The sequence below is a fragment of the Ignavibacteriales bacterium genome, assembly GCA_016700155.1.
Classification (GTDB): Bacteria; Bacteroidota; Ignavibacteria; order Ignavibacteriales; family Ignavibacteriaceae.
The window spans coordinates 60,536-80,873 of sequence record CP065001.1 but is presented as its reverse complement, the minus strand read 5'-3'; the positions used below and the strand labels follow the sequence as shown (position 1 = coordinate 80,873).

The 20,338-nt window shown below is 35.0% G+C and carries 24 protein-coding genes and 1 pseudogene; 23 read left to right on the top strand and 2 right to left on the bottom strand.

What is annotated here, in order from left to right; genetic code table 11:
- The first annotated feature begins 74 nt into the window (after window positions 1-74).
- From IPM56_00320 to IPM56_00210, 23 genes and pseudogenes are all read left to right on the top strand, one after another.
- Window positions 75-1,076, top strand: coding sequence for a hypothetical protein (locus tag IPM56_00320; protein ID QQS36435.1), 1,002 nt, complete (start codon window positions 75-77; stop codon window positions 1,074-1,076).
- Complete coding sequence (locus IPM56_00315) at window positions 1,069-2,052, top strand: CPBP family intramembrane metalloprotease (protein ID QQS36434.1); 984 nt, start codon at window positions 1,069-1,071, stop codon at window positions 2,050-2,052. Before IPM56_00320 ends, IPM56_00315 begins: the two co-directional genes overlap by 8 nt.
- 102 nt (window positions 2,053-2,154) lie before the next feature.
- The gene (locus tag IPM56_00310) at window positions 2,155-2,826 is read left to right on the top strand and encodes a hypothetical protein (GenBank protein QQS36433.1); all 672 of its coding nucleotides are present in this window, start codon (window positions 2,155-2,157) and stop codon (window positions 2,824-2,826) included.
- 165 nt (window positions 2,827-2,991) lie between these two features.
- Complete coding sequence (locus tag IPM56_00305; protein ID QQS36432.1) at window positions 2,992-3,267, top strand: hypothetical protein; 276 nt, start codon at window positions 2,992-2,994, stop codon at window positions 3,265-3,267.
- Between the two features lie 45 nt (window positions 3,268-3,312).
- Window positions 3,313-3,879: a hypothetical protein gene (locus tag IPM56_00300; GenBank protein ID QQS36431.1), complete on the top strand. Its 567-nt coding sequence runs from the start codon at window positions 3,313-3,315 to the stop codon at window positions 3,877-3,879.
- An 80-nt stretch (window positions 3,880-3,959) separates the two neighbouring features.
- Window positions 3,960-4,106: a hypothetical protein gene (locus IPM56_00295; GenBank protein QQS36430.1), complete on the top strand. Its 147-nt coding sequence runs from the start codon at window positions 3,960-3,962 to the stop codon at window positions 4,104-4,106.
- 109 nt (window positions 4,107-4,215) lie between these two features.
- On the top strand, window positions 4,216-4,776 hold the full coding sequence (locus IPM56_00290) for a hypothetical protein (protein ID QQS36429.1): 561 nt from the start codon (window positions 4,216-4,218) through the stop codon (window positions 4,774-4,776).
- Window positions 4,777-4,813: 37 nt separating this feature from the next.
- Window positions 4,814-5,425, top strand: a complete 612-nt coding sequence (locus tag IPM56_00285; GenBank protein QQS36428.1) for a hypothetical protein — start codon at window positions 4,814-4,816, stop codon at window positions 5,423-5,425.
- 1 nt (window position 5,426) lies between these two features.
- A complete protein-coding gene (locus tag IPM56_00280; protein ID QQS36427.1) occupies window positions 5,427-6,002 on the top strand; it encodes an alpha/beta fold hydrolase in 576 nt (191 codons plus the stop codon).
- A gap of 1 nt (window position 6,003) precedes the next feature.
- On the top strand, window positions 6,004-6,423 hold the full coding sequence (locus IPM56_00275) for a hypothetical protein (GenBank protein ID QQS36426.1): 420 nt from the start codon (window positions 6,004-6,006) through the stop codon (window positions 6,421-6,423).
- A gap of 340 nt (window positions 6,424-6,763) precedes the next feature.
- Window positions 6,764-6,982 (top strand): hypothetical protein, encoded by a 219-nt coding sequence (locus tag IPM56_00270; protein ID QQS36425.1) that lies wholly within the window; start codon window positions 6,764-6,766, stop codon window positions 6,980-6,982.
- Window positions 6,975-8,066 (top strand): AlkZ family DNA glycosylase, encoded by a 1,092-nt coding sequence (locus tag IPM56_00265; GenBank protein QQS36424.1) that lies wholly within the window; start codon window positions 6,975-6,977, stop codon window positions 8,064-8,066. Before IPM56_00270 ends, IPM56_00265 begins: the two co-directional genes overlap by 8 nt.
- Before the next feature lie 227 nt (window positions 8,067-8,293).
- On the top strand, window positions 8,294-8,677 hold the full coding sequence (locus IPM56_00260) for a DUF2007 domain-containing protein (GenBank protein ID QQS36423.1): 384 nt from the start codon (window positions 8,294-8,296) through the stop codon (window positions 8,675-8,677).
- A gap of 161 nt (window positions 8,678-8,838) precedes the next feature.
- The gene (locus tag IPM56_00255) at window positions 8,839-9,201 is read left to right on the top strand and encodes a hypothetical protein (protein ID QQS36422.1); all 363 of its coding nucleotides are present in this window, start codon (window positions 8,839-8,841) and stop codon (window positions 9,199-9,201) included.
- A gap of 138 nt (window positions 9,202-9,339) precedes the next feature.
- On the top strand, window positions 9,340-10,821 hold the full coding sequence (gene crtI, locus IPM56_00250; GenBank protein QQS36421.1) for a phytoene desaturase: 1,482 nt from the start codon (window positions 9,340-9,342) through the stop codon (window positions 10,819-10,821).
- Window positions 10,805-11,642 (top strand): annotated as a pseudogene (locus IPM56_00245) (phytoene/squalene synthase family protein). The gene crtI (IPM56_00250) and the pseudogene IPM56_00245 overlap by 17 nt, the downstream one beginning before the upstream one ends.
- A complete protein-coding gene (locus tag IPM56_00240) occupies window positions 11,643-12,218 on the top strand; it encodes a hypothetical protein (GenBank protein ID QQS36420.1) in 576 nt (191 codons plus the stop codon).
- Window positions 12,215-12,910: a lycopene cyclase domain-containing protein gene (locus IPM56_00235; protein QQS36419.1), complete on the top strand. Its 696-nt coding sequence runs from the start codon at window positions 12,215-12,217 to the stop codon at window positions 12,908-12,910. The genes IPM56_00240 and IPM56_00235 overlap by 4 nt, the downstream gene beginning before the upstream one ends.
- Before the next feature lie 13 nt (window positions 12,911-12,923).
- Window positions 12,924-14,423, top strand: coding sequence for a phytoene desaturase (gene crtI / locus IPM56_00230; protein ID QQS36418.1), 1,500 nt, complete (start codon window positions 12,924-12,926; stop codon window positions 14,421-14,423).
- Window positions 14,416-15,072 (top strand): lysophospholipid acyltransferase family protein, encoded by a 657-nt coding sequence (locus IPM56_00225; protein QQS36417.1) that lies wholly within the window; start codon window positions 14,416-14,418, stop codon window positions 15,070-15,072. Before crtI (IPM56_00230) ends, IPM56_00225 begins: the two co-directional genes overlap by 8 nt.
- Window positions 15,069-16,169, top strand: coding sequence for a glycosyltransferase family 2 protein (locus IPM56_00220; GenBank protein ID QQS36416.1), 1,101 nt, complete (start codon window positions 15,069-15,071; stop codon window positions 16,167-16,169). The genes IPM56_00225 and IPM56_00220 overlap by 4 nt, the downstream gene beginning before the upstream one ends.
- On the top strand, window positions 16,142-16,789 hold the full coding sequence (locus IPM56_00215) for a carotenoid biosynthesis protein (protein QQS36415.1): 648 nt from the start codon (window positions 16,142-16,144) through the stop codon (window positions 16,787-16,789). Before IPM56_00220 ends, IPM56_00215 begins: the two co-directional genes overlap by 28 nt.
- 4 nt (window positions 16,790-16,793) lie before the next feature.
- A complete protein-coding gene (locus tag IPM56_00210; GenBank protein ID QQS36414.1) occupies window positions 16,794-17,468 on the top strand; it encodes a fatty acid desaturase in 675 nt (224 codons plus the stop codon).
- Between the two features lie 3 nt (window positions 17,469-17,471).
- On the opposite strand, the gene IPM56_00205 is transcribed toward IPM56_00210, so the two are convergent.
- Window positions 17,472-18,986, bottom strand: a complete 1,515-nt coding sequence (locus IPM56_00205) for a response regulator (GenBank protein QQS36413.1) — start codon at window positions 18,984-18,986, stop codon at window positions 17,472-17,474.
- 2 nt (window positions 18,987-18,988) lie between these two features.
- Window positions 18,989-20,293, bottom strand: a complete 1,305-nt coding sequence (locus IPM56_00200) for a GAF domain-containing sensor histidine kinase (protein ID QQS36412.1) — start codon at window positions 20,291-20,293, stop codon at window positions 18,989-18,991.
- Window positions 20,294-20,338: the final 45 nt, after the last annotated feature.

Genomic DNA, 20,338 nt, shown 5'->3' with positions numbered 1-20,338 from the left:
TCCCGTTCCAACTAACAAATATTTAAACTATTTTAAACCCAACTCAAATAATTAATGGGCTAAGGGAGAAAAATATGTTTGATAAATCCAGACCTTTCGAACTCGGTGATATCTTCAGCATCACTTTCAATCTTTTCAAGAAAACTTTTTCACGTAACATTATTATTGCCGTCGCCTTTCTAGTACCTGTCGGATTATTAATGGCGTATGGTTTTAATGTATTCTTTTCCTCAATTATGGAAACAGCGAAAGAATCCATTCAATCCTCGTACGAGTACGGCAATACCCAAACGCAGCTGCCGGCAAACTTTTTTGCTAATCTTGGAATATATATGCTTGCAATTTTTGCATTCGCATTCGGATATCTCGGGGTGATGATAGGAATAACAAAAATCAGTTTCAGTGAAATGCAGGGAAAAAGAATCTCTGTCGGTGAAGCATTCGCAAAAGTTTTCTCTGTTACTTTGTTCAGATGCATTGGTCAATCAATCCTGCTGGGTTTCGTGGTTTCAGCATGCATTTTTGTCGGAATATTTATAATAGGACTTGGAGCCGCCGCAAGTATGACGGGAATAACTATACTTGGTGTGTTAGTTATCATTACCGGAATATTCCTGATGATCTACCTGATTTACAAATGGTATTTTGCTTTTGTTTCAATTGTAGGCGAAGACAACTATGTATTCGATTCCTTCTCTAAAAGTTCATACTTAGTGAAAGGTAACTGGTGGCGTGTATTCGGAATTTTATTGCTCACCTCGCTCATTGTTGATTTTGGAATCTCGATCATCACAACCCCTCTTAGCTTTATACTGATGTGGGATTTCTTTTCTCAGTATTTTAAAATGATTGCGGAAGGCGGGATGATCAACAATGATCCATCAAGTATGGTAAAGATGTTCGAATCATTCGGCTTTTCATTTGGGATAATTATAATCATAAGTACCATATTTGATTCATTGGTTACTCCGCTAATAAATGTTGTAATGTATTTTGATCTGAAGATAAGGAAGAATGATTTTCCTGCAGAGAATCCTGAAACAAACCTAACGAATGAAGGAATAGTAATTGAATAATCCCGAAACAGAAAATCATCCGGATGCTGTTCTAATTGATGATAATGATTCAATAGAACTTAACGGTTCCTGGGAAAAAAAAGGAAGAAGTATAACAGCCGCTGCGTATGCGGCTTTGCTGGGGATTGGTGTACTGTACTTCAATGTTCAGTCCATTGTTATGATGATGATCTTTTTTATATACCAGGCAATCTCACCTGGAGAGATATCCGGTGATTTTATGGAAAGGATGAATTCAATAACAGAAACACTTAAAGTGCCGATACTCGTTGCATTAGTGATTTCTCAATTCGTCTTTATGTTTTATCCAACTATCTGGATTGTTAAACGCTGGCATACACACGAAATAAAAAAGTATTTACGGATAAGATGGTGTTCATTCAAAGAAATTATACTTGCCGTGCTGATTACAATTGCGATGCTGCCCTTCTGCTACTATGTATCATACCTTCTGCTTGACTGGCTTGAAATTCCTGAAGTGGTTCGTAATATGGGAGCGCAGCTGTTCACCGCCAATTCAGTTTTTGAATTAGTAATGCTGATACTTGTGATAGCCGTAACACCCGCAGTCTGTGAGGAAGTTTTTTTCAGGGGATATGTGCAGCGAACTATGGAACGTACAAACGGGATGAAAAGTTTTATAATTACCGGAATTGTTTTTGGTTTGTTTCACTTTCAACCGCTTAGTTTAATTTCATTGTCGATACTTGGCGTTTTGTTTTCTTTCTTTTACTACAGGAGTAAAAGTATTTTTCCATCAAGTGCGGCGCATTTTACAAATAACTTTATTGCGATAATGCTTTTGTATTTATCATCGCAGTCAGTGCTCGGCAGCAGTCTCGAGGAAGGTAATATTCCGATCATCTGGGTAATACTATCAACACTTATCGCAGCAGGGTTGGTTGTAGTTTATATAAAAATCACGCCAGGAAAAGTTGATGTAGAATTTGAACATCGTTTTACAAATAATGATTAAAAAGTTACTGAATATTTTCTTGTGAAGTTCCGAGTTACATCACTTCTATTAAAATGGGAGAATGAAACTCGCAAATAAATGCTCCATATTGGAGGTGGCATTTTGATATTAGATGAGTTAGAACAGCTTCTCAAATATTTGTTAATATTATGCTGTGTAATCACTACTCAAGCACAAACTATAACTATAGTTGTTAGAGATGCTGATTATATTAAAATAGCTGAAGTGCCAGAAACAATTAGATTAGAAGTAGATTCACTAATCAAGTCAAGGTGTGGAATTGATATTTACCAAAACTATTTTTCATTTGATTCTTTGAGATCAGGATTATACCCGGGAAATCCGACTTATTTACAATTCGATAAAAACGATTACCAGTACTACTTAGCATTCCCATATTACAAAGTTCAATACTTTTTTTCAATTTCAAATAAACCATGGGAAAGAATTGAACTCATATGGAATTATGACAGTTTAGGGAACTTGATTAAAGACCACCATCCAGATTGGCTACCAGATTGTATTTCTGATTCGTTAAACTGTACTTTCGAGATTGATTCTCTTAAGGCAATTTCAATTGCGAAATTAATTGGAATACCTAGTTCAGACCCAGAATGTATTAAGGCTATGTTGATAACTGAAAGAATAGATGGTCTCGTAAGATTTGTTTGGATTGTAACCAGCGACATTGATGAAACTAATACTGACTACTTCTTAATTGATATTAATAGTGGTGAAGTCTTACGAAAAGGAAAATACACTATAAGTTTCTGATTGGATTATGGTTTATAAATTAGAAAAGAAATCTTCAAAATTAGTTGGAATGAGAAGTGAAAATGAGTTTCGTTTCAACCATGTTTTTATTTAAATGTACGCATTATAGAAAAGCAACAAGGCACTCATTTAGTCTGTGCTTAAATAATTTTTCAAAGGAGATTTATGGAAACACTTACTATCATTTCCTTACTAACAAACTATTTAATGTTTGCTTTTCTCGGTTTCAACTTTTCAAAGAAAATTATAAAACCCCTAAGTGTTTTTATTCTGTTACTGATTATACTCATTACCATTCTGGCTGGATGGATTAAGTTAGCCAGGATAATTGATATTTATAATTTCAGGATACAATTTAACTGGTGCTTACAGGGTTTTGGTTTAGGATTTATTTTGGGTTTGTTAAGAACAAAATTCGGAAAGAAAATTGTAACTGAGTGACATAAGGAATTTTATTTTTCTGATTTCAAAAATCAAAGAGACCAAATGAAATTTTTATTCTTTCTTGCTGCTATTATCTTTTTTCCTTCTTTTCTTTACGCACAGGATTCTTTGCAATTAAAATTGGAAACAAAAAAACTAGGCATTGGCATCGATGGTTCTGGAATAACGTCAGGACCGCAAATAGTTTATTATACAAATGGATTAATTTTCAGTTTTACATACGGCCTTCACAACTCATCCACTTCAAACAACACGATTAGAATCTATGATAAAACCTTAAATATTCGTGCATCTCTCACATTTGCTTTTATGGCTAATACTAGCTACTTCTTGCCTATTTATGTTGGTACAGGTTATACATACATAGATGAAAAAGATAAAGTGCTGGAATATTCCGGTCCTGGTTATAACACAGGCTACTCAGTGTTTATCGGAACGAGACTTATTGAATCCGATCATCCGTTTTTTTCTTATGTCGGTACTCACTTTGAACTTGGATATTCTTTCTGGAATTATTCAAATTCAGTTTTAAAAAAGAATTCGAGTGTACAAGAGTACAATTATTCAAAATTTTATTTCAGTTTTGGTGCTTGTTACTATATTTTTTAGCAGTTGTTATTCGTAATTAAAATTTTAGGATCGAAGAATTCTAAGTAGCTGACTAAATAAATAAACTTAGGGTGAATAAAATGAAACTTAATCTGCTCGGCTTTTTGGGTTTCCTTGGTTTTCTCGGCTCACTCGGTTCTGCTTTAAACAAACCTGAATTATATGCCATGTATGCAATGTTCGGTCTGTTTGGATTGTTCGGATATTCTGAGGACAAAAAAAGCTGAAAAAATATTTCCCTGTTTTTTCAATTACAGGATTGCTAACTCATTTCGTTTTAGGGTTTATCCTGAAGATACGTCAATATTGATACATTATAATATTCGAAAGGGCTTTATGATGTCGGTGGTAAAAATTCTCTCTCTCGCAATTTTATTTTCAACAGTAAGCTTTGCACAATCCGTGAGTTTAGGGCTTAAGGTTGAATCACTCGGATACCTGAATAAAAATATTTCAAGTAATAACACTGAGTTTTCAACAATTGGTCTGCCACTGAGTGGGTATATCAGAGGATGCGTTAATCTTCTTGATGACTATGAAATTGAAGCCAGGGCAGGAGTACAATTAGGCGAAACATTTTCCGGATTTGAATATGCTTTCACATTTAGGTACAAACTACTTTTCAATATTTATCCGCAGATAACCTACCTTAAACATAACAATGCGGGGAGTTCAGGCAATACCGGCGGGGTTCATAGCACTGACTTTAGTTTTGCGGGAATAGGAGCAGAAGTAAAATTCACAAGCGTGTTTGGTATGGATCTGAATTACTATATCCCGGTCGGTGATCGTGAGCTTGAATACTCGTTGGAATACATACCGGCGACAAGAAAAGTTACAACAAATGAAATAGGACCAATGATAAAACTGGGATTTATTTTTAATATAGGGTTATGAAATTTAAAACAATAATAAAATGTTGAAGCATCAGATTATGTTTGATAAAAAGATTAATCATTCTCATACATATATTTATTTCATATTACTCTTAGTTTTTTCAGGATGTGCGGATTCGGAAGAAACTGAATTTCTTAACAGCCTGGATTTTAAAGTCATAAATAACATTAACCCTCCCCCTACTCCGTATTCAATTCTATTCATCTCACTCAAAATTGACAACAATGGTACGGACTCAGAGATAGTTACTGATAACATGACAGGTAAATTAATTTATGAACGTCACTACAAAAAAATGTTTGAAAATTACCCGGAGTTCTTAAAGCAAAACAGGGATAACAAGATCAGGGTTGAATCAGATTATTTGGATGAGATATCTCTCACGTGGGAAGTTGATAATTCAGATAGTATCCACGACGACTATAAACGTTTAGACTTTGATTCTTTTTCGAATAAGTATCTTCTTGAAGCAAACAATAAACATTGGGAATTATCTTTCAGATCAATTGATGGATTATCAATTGAATCAGAGATTAGTCTAATGTCGATTATGTTCCATAATAATTATTACATCGCAGAAGATTGTGTAATTGGACATTACTATTATATAAAGCATCGGATTGAGAATTCAGAAACTGACCAGCAATAAATTGGACATTGTACTAGTACACGGATTTTTAAGTACGGATAAAATCTTTTTTTATATGAAAAAGAAATTATCACGACAGGGTTTCAACTGCGTTACACCCAAATTAAAACCAATCGATGCCAGATATGGTATTGAGGATCAGGCTGTTAAACTTCGGGATAAGATAAATATCGAACTTGGTGAAACTTCCAAATTTATTCTGATCGGATTCAGTATGGGTGGAATTATTTGCAGATATTATCTTCAGGAACTTGGAGGTATAAACCGTGTTGAGAAATTTATAAGCATTTCGACCCCTCATCACGGAACTTATACTGCATATTTTTATCCTGGAATCGGCACAAAACAACTACGCCCTAAAAGTCAATTATTAGAAAATCTTAAAAAGAAGGAACGTTCTTTTAACAATATTAGAATGTACTCTTTCAGAACACCATTTGACTTAATGATAATTCCATCGAAAAGTTCAGAATGGGAAATCGCTGAGAATAGAAAATATTTTTCTCCGATTCACAGCCTTATGTTGTTTAATCCAAAACTAATAGGAAATATCCAATCGATATTAAAGGAAAAGTAAAATGAAAACTATTTATTTTCTTGCGTTGGTTTTTCTGATCTCAAGCTGCGATACATCCATCGATGTTGAGGAACAATTTGATTACACAATTGAGCAGCAAATGGGCTGTTTCTGTCCACAGGGTGGAGTTTGGCTTAAACTCTATGTTGTAAATGATACTATTTCCAAAGCAATAAGATTATCAGATAACACAATTCTTTCGTACGATGAGTTTAAGTTTCACAAATCGATTAAAGGATTATTTAACCAGATAGCAGTAACAGATACTTCTAAGTTTGATTTAGTCGTAACGATGGACCCAACAAACTTGTACCCATCATATTTGTATTACAATCCTAAGCCGGTTGTAAACGGAGATACAGTAATCATCATTGAAGATGCTCAACAATCATTTACAACTAGAAAGCTGATCAAGCGATAGAACTTACGTTTTGTAACTATTTATATAGGAGTAGCAATTATTCTAACATCTATAACTGTTTACTTTTTACTCAAATGGAAATTAAATTGCAATTGCTGCCGCATCAGTGATATTTCACTTCAGATTAAAAAAGATAAAAGAATGATCCTATTGCTATAATGTGTTCACCATCTTCATATCATGAAATTGAAAATAAATGCAATAACTGTGCTAATGTGTTTTGGTCTAACTAGAAAGAGGTTATTTTTAATTGAAATTATTATTTAAAAAAGTGCTGCTTATTGTGGCAGTACTAATGCTCTTACACTCGATATACGCACATTTTAATTTACAAGTAAGCATGAAGTACGAAGTTGATCAAGCAAGGATTTTAGTTGAAAAAAATAATAAAATAAGTGAGCAAGAGATAAATGAGCGCGAGAATGATCTGTTAACCGAGATAAGAATTAACTATGGTATAATGATCATATCATTAGTAATAATTTTAACTTATTTCTCTTTATTAGTTAAAGGGATTTTATCAGGCACAAGACCCAACCAGAAGAACGGACGTGAATAATAAATCTATACCAATCCATCGTCTTCAAAACCAGCAAATAGCTGCAACAAATTTTAAAACACCAAATGAACTGGTAAACTGGATGGGCGCGATGCAGGCTCAGGATTATTCAATGGCAAAATGGGCGATTGGCGTAAGACTTCCCGGCTCAACGGATAAATCAATAGACAAAGCCGTAAGCAATGGAGAAATTTTACGAACACATGTTCTAAGACCTACCTGGCATTTTGTTTCGCCGGAAGATATCAGATGGATGTTAAAACTCACTGCGCCAAACATTATTTCGTCAATGAAAGGAAGGCATAAACAACTTGAACTTGACGACGCGACAATTAAAAAGTCAATCCGAATAATTGAGAAAGCATTGAGCAAAGGCGAACATCTTAAACGTGAAGTTTTGGTGGATTTGCTTGAACATGCAGGAATTCGAACTAACGACAATCGCGCTGCTCACATTCTCATGTTCGCAGAACTAAATGGATTGATTTGCAGCGGAAAGTTAACGGGCAATAAACAGACATTTGCATTTCTTGATGAGCGTATCCCGGCACAAAAAAATATTTCTAAAGAAGAATCACTGAAGTCGCTGGCAATAAAGTATTTTCAAAGTCACGGTCCTGCAACTCTGCAGGACTTTATCTGGTGGTCTGGACTAAAAGTGAAAGACGCAAAACTTTCTCTTGACCTGATAAAGGATGAATTTCTTTCAGTGAAAATCGGTGAGAAAGAATACTATGTTAAAGAGAAAGATTATGATAGAGATAAAGCAGGTGTTAAAAATAAATCCTCAATTTTTCTACTGCCTGCGTATGATGAATTTTTAATTAGTTATAAAGACCGAAGCGCCTCACTTGATAAAGTTAACTCTCCAAAAACAATTTCCTCCAACGGAATATTCAGACCAATCATGGTTGTTGATGGAAAGGTTGTAGGGATCTGGCGAAGAACAACCAGTAATAACAGAAGTTTAATCTTCATTAAGTATTTAACGGACTGTGATAATAAAATCCGGAGTAAAATAAATTCACTGGTATTGAACTATGGAATTTTCCTTGGGCGAAATACAGAACTTATTGTTGAGTGATCTCCTGCCTCTGCCTTATCGTTTATAGATTTTGTATCTTAATACAGATAGTAAATTATACTAGCGAGGTATTTATAAACTATTGTATTAATCACCCGGATAAAGAAGCACTTTCAACCTGCCATAACTGCGGGGAATATTTTTGTGAAGCTTGTCTTGTTGAAGGCAATGAATATTATTACTGCAGAAAATCTGGATGTCAGGCAGTCTTGAATTATGAAAAACCTATGGGCATAATTGCAGGGGTTATCACATGCCCGGTTTGTCAAAGTGAGTTGTCACTCTCTGAAGAAGAGAGAACCAGCGGCAGGATTCATTGCGGGGAATGTGAATCGCTTCTGGACTATTCAGTCGATCCGCCAAAAATATACGAGCGTCAAAACTATGATCTACTTCTTACTTCATTAAACCAGGGGGATATTAGTATAATAAAATCTATACTTGATGACGGCGATATTGATTACTATTTAACAGGTGAAAACTTCTTAATGGTAAGTCCGTTGCTTGTGCCTGTAAGTATTTATGTTAACAGGAATGACTTTGAAACAGCCCGGGAACTTTTGAAAGATTTTGATCTGCATATATTCGGCGCCTCTGATAACCAGTATTAGTGACAACCGGTTTTGACTTTTCATTTTTTTGTTGAATGTTGAGTTCATCAATTTTTCTTTTTGTGTTTTGTATACTATTATTTAGTATTAGATGCACGATATTTCAGGTGCCTTCTCCTTTATGGAACAAAATGATTTTTAATCTTTAAACCGGAGGATAGATGGATTATGAAATAAAAGTGTCTGAGTCCGGCAAATTTGTTGTCGTAAAAGTTTTTAAAGAAATGACTGTTGAAAAGGGACAACAAACGGCTATAGAATCCCAGTCTTTAGCATCACAAAAAGGGATAAAGAGTTTTTTATACGATGTTCGTGATGCGCCGAATACCGAATCCCCAACTTCCAATTACCAGTTTGCTTATAAAGGAATGCCTAAATTCCAGGGTCAACGCGAATCCAAAGTTGCAATTTTAACTTCACCTGATGACGAATCTCATGATTTCCTGATAACTGTTATGACCAATGCCGGCTATAACGTTAAACGGTTTACTGATGAAGAACCTGCATTAAATTGGCTTGAATGATCCGCTTTTCTTGGTAAAATAAAATCAGAATTTAGTTTACTGATTCTTATTTTTTACACTGTCAGATTTTTTTTCTTAAAAGGAACTTATTTAAGGATATTTGCGTTTGTATTTCTGTACGCATCAATTTTATAATAAATGAAAAAAGCAATTATCATAGGAGCCGGACTTGGCGGTCTTTCAACAGCTTTGCGCCTTGCAGTCAATGGTTACAAAGTCACCATAATTGAAAAACATTTTCAAGCCGGCGGAAGACTTAATCAGCTTAAGATGGAAGGATTTACTTTTGATGTTGGTCCTTCATTTATGAGCATGAGTTATGAGCTTGATGAACTTTTCAGAAGTTGTGGAGTTAAGAACCCGGTTAAACTTAAGGAACTTGACCCTCTTTACCAGGTCTTCTTTGAAGGGCATGACAAACCTTATCTCATCTGGAAAGACTTAAAAAAACTTGAGAAAGAATTTCACGAAATCGAACCTGAACTTGCTACTAAAGTTGAACGATATTTGAAAAAGGCAGGTGAGTTTTTCCACGATACAGAAGATAAAGTTGTAAAATCAAATTATGATAGTCTGCCTGAATATCTTTATGCGTTAACAAAAGTTCCGATGAAACATCTGCCATACCTTTTCAGAAATATGTGGAGCGAGGTAGAAAAAACTTTTTCTTCAAATGAAGTAAGAATAATTTTTTCATTAGTAGCTTTTTTTCTTGGTGCCACACCTTTCCAGACACCTGCAATTTATTCATTACTTAATTACACCGAGATGAAACACAACGGCTACTGGGCTGTTGAAGGCGGTATGTACAGGTTAGTTGAGGAGTTAGTGAATATCCTGAAAGGAAAAGGAGTCGATTTCGTATTTGATACAGAGATTGTCGGCGTTGATTCTTCAAACGGAAGGTTAAATACTCTTGTTGATAATCACGGAAACAAATGGTCAGCTGATATTTTTGTTTCGAATTCAGATGCGGCATCATTCAGGGGTAAAGTTCTTAACAGGAAAAAATTCCATGAAGATAAACTGGACAAAATGGAATGGACACTCGCGCCTTTTACAATATACCTCGGAGTAAGGGGTAAAATCGATAAGCTTCATCATCACAATTATTTCCTGGGAAATAATTTCAGAGCTTATGCTGATAAGATTTTCACATCTTCGATCAGCCCACAAAAGCCATATTACTATGTAAACGCACTCTCAAAATCAGAACCCGCTTCAGCACCTGAAGGATGTGAAAATATTTTTATACTTTGTCCTGTACCTGATCTTAGATACAAAAACAACTGGGATGATAAAGATGAACTTGCAGAAAATATTATCGATGATCTTTCTAAGAGAACTGGGTTTGATATAAACTCTAACATAATTGTAAAAAATATTTTTACTCCTGTTGATTGGGCAGATAAATTTAATTTGTATAAAGGATCAGGATTAGGATTAGCTCATGGAATGATGCAGGTTGGTGCATTCAGACCAAAGAATAAAGATGAACACTTTCCGAATTTATATTATGTGGGAGCTTCAACAACACCCGGCACAGGTTTGCCGATGGTAATTATTAGTTCTAAATTAGTAACAGAAAGAATCAAAGCTGACCATGGAATTTTATCATAATACAACTTTTAAGATCAGTAAAGTAATTACAAGAAATTACAGCACTTCATTCAGCCTTGGAATACAGGCATTTGCGCCCGCATACCGCGACGCGATTTATGCTGTTTATGGTTATGTTCGTCTCGCTGATGAAATAGTGGATAGTTTTCATGGTTTTGATAAAAAGAAATTGCTGACTGATTTTAGAAATGAAACTTTGTATGCAATTGAAACGGGGCTATCTACAAATCCCGTAGTAAATGCATTTCAAAAAACCGTTAATGATTATAAGATTGATTTGGAGTATATCACAAAATTTCTCGACAGCATGGAAATGGATCTGAGCAACAGTTATTATGAACAGGACCATTACGATACTTATGTTTATGGTTCAGCAGAAGTAGTTGGTTTAATGTGTTTAAAAGTTTTTTGTGATAAGGATAACAAATTATTTGAAGAATTAATTTACCCGGCAAGATGCCTTGGTTCAGCATTTCAGAAAGTAAATTTCCTGCGACATTAAAAGTGATATTGAAGAAAGAGGAAGAATATATTTGCCCGGTGTTGAAAACCTTCATCACATTGATGATGCAAATAAAATGAAGCTTGAAGAGGACATTGATAAAGAATTTAAAGAGGCATTAAAAGGAATAAAGCAGTTACCGAATGGAGTGAGACTCGGTGTATACTCAGCATATCTTTACTATTGGATGCTTTTCAGAAAAATAAAAAAATTGAAAGCCAAAGATCTGCTTGGAAGAAGAGTTCGTATCTCAAATATTACAAAGATTGCATTGTTCATTAAATCTCTCGTTGAAGTAAAAATTTTGAGAACCAATTAGATGAATTATCGTTTTGTGTTTTTGTTTGTAGTCATTTTCAGCGGCATGCTTTTCCCTTCAGGTTATTCAGCCGGAAGGGATACTGCACTCATCAACTTTATCCGTAATACTTTTTATGAATCTGTTGAAGACGAGGACAAAACATATTCGCTTGAAAAATTTATCACTGCAAAGTTTGGAGAAGATCAGTCTAAATATGATCCTGTAATCCTAGCATACTTCGGCGCGGTTGAAGCGCTAAAAGGTAAACACGCATTTAATCCTTTCTCCAAACTTAACCACGTTATCAGAGCGTTAGACATTATTGAAGTTGCCGTCAAAAAAGAACCACGCAGTCTTGAGATCCGTTTTGTACGTTTTTCAATACTGCATCATCTCCCGGGAATACTTGGGTATGGAAGTGAACGTGATGAAGACCTTTTGGTTATTTGTCAACTCCTGAAAGAAAGGAACTATTCGGAAGTTAATCCAAAACTTCAGCAGGGCATTGTCCAGTTTATGATTGACAGCGAGCGGCTCGATGATACACAACTGGAAGATATGAAAAGGATAGCCATCACACTTGCTGATAAATGAGTACTTACCTTGTAATTAATCTTCTGATTGTTATAGTACCATTAATTTTTTCATTTGAAAAAAACATTCGCTTCTACAAAAAAATTCCATCTTATCTTTTTTCAATTATCATTGTAAGTACTGTGTTTATTACGTGGGACTCAATTGCCTCATCCAGGGGGGATTGGGGATTTAATTCATTTCATATCAGCGGAATAAAATACTTCAGCCTTCCCTATGAAGAAATATTATTTTTCATTACTGTGCCGTATAGCTGCCTCTTTATTTTTGAAACAATTTCATTTTACATAAAGGAAAGAACAATAAGCACTAAACCATTCTTGTTCTTAGTCGGTTCACTGATTCTGATAATTACTGCAGTCATTTTTTATGATCAGTTTTATACTTCAACAGTGCTGCTGTTTTCAGCTTCTTTTATTTTGATAAGTCTTTTGTTTTTCAGATCAATTTTAAAATCACGGAACTACTGGTTAACAGTTCTCATCACATTTATTCCATTCCTTATTTTTAATTTTGTATTAACATATATTCCGGTTGTAGTTTATTCAGATCATGCAATATGGGGATTAAAGTTTATAACAATACCTGTTGAAGATTTTTTTTATTCTTATTCAATGATTTCTTTCTGGATTTTAGTTTACTCAATTAAGGAAGGTAGAATCAATTTCGGTGTCGGATTTACAAAACATTAAGGGCAGCAGATAAATGACTTCAGGTGTTCGTACTGCAATTATCGGTTCAGGATTGGGCGGACTTTCGGCAGCTATCAGAATTGCATCTGCCGGATTTCCTGTTGATGTATATGAACAAAACAGTACCGCAGGCGGCAAAGCCGGGGTAGTTTCAGGTAACGGGTTTACTTTTGATTCAGGACCTTCATTATTTACGATGAATCATGTTATAGATGAATTGTTCGCCTCAATCGGACTTAAGTCAAAAGATTTCATTCGTCTTCATCATATGAAGATTATCTGCCGGTATTTTTATCCCGACAACACCATACTGGATGCATTCTCGGACAGGCAAAAGTTCAGCGATGAAATTTTAAAAAAAACATTGGACAAACCTTCAACACTTGAACGTTACTTTGATTATTGCGAGAAGATCTATTCACTCACAGGCGAGTTGTTCCTCTCAAGGGACATTCATTCACCCGGTACATTCATAAGCCGAAATGCTTTTAAAGCACTGCTTAACTTGAAGAGTATTGATTTGTTCAGAACAATGCACACCACCAACTCTTCTTTTTTCAGGGATCCAAAAGTAGTCCAGTTATTTGACAGGTATGCAACTTATAATGGTTCAAATCCCTATGAAGCACCGGCAACATTAAATATAATTCCACACGTTGAATTCAATCTTGGCAGTTATGTAATTAAAGAAGGGATAAGAAAACTTCCTTCCACGTTAAAAAGTATCGCTGAAAAAAAAGGCGCAAAGTTTTTTTTCAACTCACCTGTTGAAAAAATATTGCTGCACGAAAAAAACGTTCTTGGGTTAAGAGTTGATGGAATTGAAATTCCGTATGACAGAGTTATCTCAAACGTTGACGTAAATACTACATATAAAAATCTTCTCGGCAACGGAACAATAAATCCCTCGCAAAAGAAAACTGAACCCTCTCTTTCAGGAATTGTTTTTTATTGGGGTATAGAGGGATTAAATCCTGAACTTGAAATCCATAACATTCTTTTTTCAACAAACTATGAAAAAGAGTTTGATGATATTTTTAATAAGCGGCAGATTCCGGAAGAGCCAACTGTTTATATTTATATATCATCTAAATATAATGTAGACGATGCCCCGCCCGGCTGTGAAAACTGGTTTGTAATGATTAACGCACCTTTCAATTCAGGTCAGGACTGGGAAAAAGAAACAACTCACGCCCGTGAAATAATATTAAGGATTATAAAAAAACGAACCGGGCTTGATATCCGCAGCAGGATTTTATTTGAACATGTTTTAACTCCAGCTGAAATTGAAAAAGGAACAGGCAGTGATAAAGGAAGTATTTATGGCATCTCATCAAATAACAGGAACGCCGCATTTCTAAGGCATCCTAATAAATCAAAAAAGATAAACGGATTATTCTTCTGCGGAGGAAGTGTTCATCCCGGCGGCGGGATTCCGTTAGTTATTCTATCGGGTAAACTTGCTTCGGACAAGGTGATTAGAGAATTAAAACATTCATCAAACCATGATTAAAGCCGATCATAAAAAATGGGCGCGATTTATTTTTGATATTTACATTACACGTGAACTGAAAAATAAATTCAATCGTTTTATTCTTGTGAATGAGTTTCCTGAAATTGAACCAGGGTCATCTCTGTTAATACTTCCCAATCATTTTTCTTGGTGGGATGGTTTCTTTATCGACTACTACACCAAACATTTTATTAAAAGGAAAATTCATCTCCTGATGCTTGAAGAACAATTGAAACGTTACTGGTTCTTTAAGAAAGTGGGAGCTTATTCGATAAATCCTGATAATGCCAAATCCACCTTCGAATCGCTTCAGTACACTGCTGAAGTGCTAAATGATCTAGATAATTTTGTTGTCTACTATCCCCAGGGTAAAATTGAACAATATGAAAAACGACCTCCATTGTTCAAGCCAGGAGTATTAAAGGTTCTGGAGAATTCTAAATTGAAAACAAATGTTCTACCAGTGGGTTTTAAAATCAGTTATTCTGAAAACAAACTACCTGATGTGTTCGTCAGATCAGGAAAGATGATCTCTGTTGCACCGCGGGAGAATTCTTTCGAACTGATCAGGACTGAATTTACTAATAATCTTTCCCTGCTTGATGAATTTTCTCCTGGAGAAAAGAGCATAGATTTATTTACACTATGATTTTATTCTTACTTATTTCAATTCCTCTTTTTCTTTTAATAATTGTTGCAGGTTATAATCTGTTAACAAACCCTCTTTTCAAAAGCAGTAAGTTTGATTCAATAAATCCTCCTCTTGTTTCAGTTTTAATTCCCGCAAGGAATGAAGAAGACAACATATCCAAATGTGTCAAAAGCATTTTGGATCAGACCTATACTAATATTGAGATAATTGTTCTTGATGATAATTCAACAGATAAGACATATGAGATCGCATCAAAACTTTTGCCTGGTGTTAAAAACTATAAACTGCTGACCGGTAAACCATTACCTGAAAATTTTCTTGGAAAAAACTGGGCGTGTCATCAGCTTGCGGAAAACGCTAATGGTCAATTTCTCTTATTCATTGATGCTGATGTAGCACTGCACAAAGACTGCATTGAATCTTCATTAAAATATTTTAATTCAGATAAGACCGATGTACTCACAATTTTTCCGACACAAAAAATCAAATCAACAGGAGAATGGTTGGTAGTTCCATTGATGAACTGGATATTACTTTTACTTCTTCCGCTTAACCTGGTTTTTAAATCAAGGAACAAATCTTTTATCGCAGCTAACGGTCAGTTCTTTATGTGGCGGAGATTTGTATATGATAAAACAGGCGGACACCAGTCTGCTTCAACAGAACTTGTTGAAGATATGTTTCTTGCTTCAAAAGCAAAACAGTTGAATTTTAGAGTGATGACTTTACTCGGAGGCGATTTAGTAAATTGCAGAATGTATAAAGGTCTGCTTGAATCAATAAACGGTTTTTCTAAAAATTTTTACCCCGGTTTTAGAATGCCTGCATTTTTATTTGCTGTTTTTATTCTTGTAATATTTTTGTTGAACGTTTTACCGTTCATTTTTGTTTTTGTCAACGAGATGTATTTCATTCCTATTTTGATGATTATCTGTTCCAGAGCATTTATTTCCATACTGAGTAAACAGAATGCAACAGTTAATATTATTCTGCATCCTTTGCAAATGCTGTTTATGTTTATCACAGGAATTTATTCAATGGTAATTTTCCATAATAAAAATATTGTTTGGAAAGGAAGAAAAGTTTTATCGTAAAAGCAGTACGTATTCTGATCGTTATTCTTTATTCGGTTGGGATCATAGGTCACAGCATACCCTCTTTACTTCCGCTAATGCTCACCTTAACTCCGCCTATTCTGCTCTTTACTGGTTTAGCAGTTACGATTCTTTCTGTCAGTAAGAGTAATAGTAAATTGATTGTTTGGATGCTGCTTACTTACATGATAACATTTACAACTGAAGCAATAGGAGTAAAAACAGGATTGATCTTTGGAAATTACAGCTATGGTGATTCCCTTGGTTTAAAACTTTTTTCCGTGCCTTTATTAATAGGATTCAACTGGTTGCTTATAATCCTGGGTTCGATTACAATAGCACAATCGATAGAAAAAAATCTTTATACAACTTCAGTACTTTCAGGAGTATTTTGTGTTTTGTTTGACTTAATGCTTGAGCCTGCCGCCATTGCTCTTGATTACTGGCGATGGGATTCAGGATCAATTCCTCTGAGGAATTATTATGCATGGTTCCTGATCGCGTTTATTAGTTCAATAATTTATGGCAAAATGAATATCAAAAACGACAACGTGCTTTTCAGATTTTACTTTTTAGTTCAACTGTTATTCTTTGTGATTCTTTCCTGGATATTGGGATAGTTTTATGGGTGTGATTTATGCAATAACTATAATTGTGCTTTGGTTTGTTCACCTCGTTTATATTTTTCTTGAAGTGCGCACCGATTTTATGTCTCCCCTTTTCTATGCTCATATCATTCTTCAAACTTACTTGTTCACCGGTTTATTCATAACCGCGCATGATTCTATGCATGGGAGTATTTCCACAAACAAGAAATTAAATACTTTAATCGGGGTTATATCCTCATTCTTATTTGCAGGGTTATCTTACAAAAGACTTCTTGACAATCATAAATTGCATCACAGGTATCCGGGAACTGAAAAGGATCCGGATTACTCAACACGCACACAAAATTTATTTTACTGGTGGGTAATATTTCTAAGTCATTATGTGTCTTTAATACAGATAATCATAATGGCAATAGTGTTCAACATTTTAAAACTTTTTGCTGATGAAATTTCAATAATAAGTTTCTGGGTTGCCCCAGCTATACTTTCAACAATTCAGTTATTTTATTTTGGGACTTATAAACCGCACATGGAACCGCATGATGAAAAAATGAAACCGCATAATGCAAGAACACTAAAGCGAAATCATATATGGGCAATGCTAAGCTGTTATTTTTTTGGTTATCATCTTGAGCATCACGAATCACCTTCAACTCCGTGGTGGAAAATGTACCGGTTAAAAAAGAATTGAATGTCAGCGTGTAACTGACTCAAGTGTGGTGAGCAGTACGTTTTTTGCGAAAGGTTTGACAATAAATTTATCGGCACCGGCTTCATAAAACTGTTTTATCTTGTCATCCATAAACTCACTTGAAAGAATAACTACCGGGCGTTTTAAAGGATCATGCTTTTTAAGATCCCTGCAGATAATCAGGCTCTGTTCCCAATGATTCTGGTTTACATCAAAAATTATTACGTGATAATCCTCTTTACTGATGTACTCAAGTTTGAATTCACGGAAGTTGTGAGCTTCAATAATGTGGGTACGTTTTAAATAGGCATTTAAAAGTTCATAAGATTCGCTTGAGTCATCTAGCATCAGAATTTTTTTCATCTCAGTATTCTGCTGAATCCTGATTGTGCTTTCTTCCCTTACCGCAGTAGAAGTAAGCGGCAGTGTAAAAGTAAATGTGGAGCCAACACCTTTTATACTGTCAACAAGCAAAGAGCCGCCCATTTTTTCGAAGTACCGCTTTGATAATGCAAGACCAAGTCCGTTGCCTTCAAAATTTCTTCCGATGTCCAGGTCTTCCTGGCTGAATGGCTGGAAAAGATGATCAAGATATTTTGATGAGATCCCGATTCCTGTATCTTTGATTTTGCATACAGCTATTCCACGATCTTCAAATACTTCTGTTTCAACTTCAATATATCCCTGCTGTGTAAACTTGACAGCATTGCTTAATAAGTTGTCGATAGCATTTTCAACGCAATGCACATCAACGTCAACAATAGCCTGAAGATTTTTATAATTCTTTTTCAATTCAATTTTTTTGGTGGCTGCAATTTTTTCGATCTGCTTTAAACTATTCTCAAGGATATTGATTAAATCCCTTGTCTCAATTTTCAAATTGTAGTTGCCGGCTTCAATCTGGGCAAACTCGAGCATTTGTGTTATACTTTTAAATAATCTTTCACTTCCGCTGTAAAGATTATCAAGATAAACTTTATCCTCAGAGCTGATTTTATCTTTCAGATTTTCTTTAATGATTGAAGAATAACCAAGAATTATATTGAGAGGTGTGCGTAGTTCATGCGATAGTACATTCAGAAAAGTATTTTTGAGTCGTTCGGATTCACGGTTCCCATCCCGTGCTTTCATTACTTCCTGCTCTGTCAGATACATTTCCGTCTGGTCATCGTGAGTGATCACAATATAAAACTGGTTTTCAATAAAGATCGGGAATATCTCTGTGCGGAAGACCGGAATCGTAATTTCTTTACTTCTTAAAAGTGAATCAGAGTAATTATCTACACGGAATTTCGTTTTTTCTTCAATCACTTTTTGAATGATTCCCAGCACACCATTTTTTCTCAGTTCACTATCGTCAAACACGGAATAGTTTTTAAGATCGTCAACTGTGTACCCCCAAAAGGCGATGTATTCATCATTCACATATACAATTTCACCTGCAGTACTCAGTACTACTACAGGAAAGTGAAGCTGCCCATAAAGTTCCTGAAAATATTTTGTGCCTGTATCATTCATAATCAAACAACCGGCAAAGTAAATTGAATAGCAGCTCCGTTCTCAACAGGCAAAACTTTTATATCTCCTTTATGTTGATCAATTATACTTTTGCAAAGAAAAAGTCCGTAATTACTTTTTTGTGAATTAGCAAGTTCAAATATTTTTTTAACTTTATCCGGGGGAAAACCAGGTCCGTTATCAGCAACTCTTACAACTATAAAATGATTTTCAACAAAAGTTTTAACAAGTATGGTTGCATCGCTCCGTGCGTCTGCAGAATTTGTGAACAGGTGAACAAGTAAATGCTGTATTTGTTCAGAGTCATACTTACACATCGGAAGCGGACTGAATTCAGTTGTAAATGTCATTGAATAAAATCTTTTTATCGGCGAAATATATTTTATCACTGATTGAATAGTTCTGTTCAAATCACCACTGTCTTTATTAAGATTCATGACAGAAGTTTCAAGTAATACCTGTGCATACTTTTGTATACTTCTGATGCTGTCAATCGCAACTTTGGATTTTAACTTAAGTCTGTCGAACAAAATCGGGTCAGCACTTTTATTCTCAGAGGATTCTTTCTGGGATTTTTCAATAGTACGCATCAATGATTCAGTTTCAAGCAGTGCAAGGTGAACAAGTCCCTGTAACGACTGACCGATTTCAGAATCAATACTGGATTTAAGAGCCTTTCTTTCTGCCTGGATCAATTGCGTATTAGCTTCCTGCAGTGCATTGTTAGCACTTATCTGCCCGTCGTATAACTGTGCGTTACGAATGGCAGTGGCTGCTTGTCCAGCAAGTATTTCGAATGTATCTGTAATTTCTTTTGCTTTTATTTTGTGGAGATGCTTGCTGTCAACATAAACAACACCGATTTTTTTATCACCGGTTATAAGCGGTGAGCATAAAATTGTTTGTAATTCAAGTTTGATAATACTTTTACTCGGATCAAAATTAGTGTCGCTTTGCGCACCCTCGATAAAGATGGACTGACCGGAAATAAACACATCTTCAACAACAGTATTACTTACCTGAAACAGATTTTCGGGAAGATTGTTTCCATTTGCGTCAAGCCCGATTTTGAATTCCAGTTTTCCGTTTTCATCTTTTAGTACAATGAAACCTCTTTCGGAATTCGTTATGCGTATTGAATTCTTCAATACCAACTCAAGAACATCATCAAGAATTAAAGACCTGTTAACCGAATTAACTATATCAAGAATCGATTCAAGGTTCTTTACTCTTTCAGACGACTCTTCGGGAGGGAGCTGATTTTTAAGTTCAGCATCCAGTTTGTTTTTAAATTCTGAAAATTTCATTTGCTCCCTTCAAACTTAGAAATTTCAATTGCAAACAATATAACT